This window comes from Oleiphilus sp. HI0128 (assembly GCF_001635365.1).
Window position 1 is genome coordinate 1 of the sequence record NZ_LWGG01000397.1, and the last position, 496, is coordinate 496.

Annotated in this window: 1 protein-coding gene; it reads right to left on the reverse strand. The window is 49.0% G+C overall.

What is annotated here, in order from left to right:
- Positions 1–399, reverse strand: a 399-nt coding sequence (locus A3763_RS04900; protein WP_156494916.1) for an AMP-binding protein, incomplete at its 3' end; no start/stop codon positions are given.
- Positions 400–496 lie beyond the last annotated feature (97 nt).

The window sequence follows — 496 nt, forward strand, 5'->3', positions numbered from 1 at the left end:
AGAAGGCAGGCGCTTGATATGCGTTTCTTGAGTGACTAGGTGTTGTAAGCCCGAGTCTTCAATCATGTACGCCAAACGATCATCGGGGAAGTCAGGGTCAAGCGGGACATAGCTGGCGCCGACTTTCAATATGCCAATTAGGGCCGCGAGCATATGCTGAGAGCGGTCCAGGCACAAGCCAACGCGGTCCCCAACCGATACGTGCTCCTCTAATAGGAGCTGAGCCCACTGTGAGCTAAGTTCATCAAGCTGACGATAGCTTAAGACTTCCTGCTCAAATATGACGGCATCTTTTTCGGCAAATTGTTGAGCTTGATGATGAAGGTAGTGACCGACAGTGCGAGGGGCGTTGGCTTGTTCTTCATGCCAAGCATGAGCAGGTCCTATACATTGTCTCATCACTTGCTTGCTTGAGCTTTGATTAAGTAGTTCTATATCGCAAAGCCTGGTTATCGGGTTTTGTGCAATTTGTCCGAGAATCGTAAGAAAATGATCC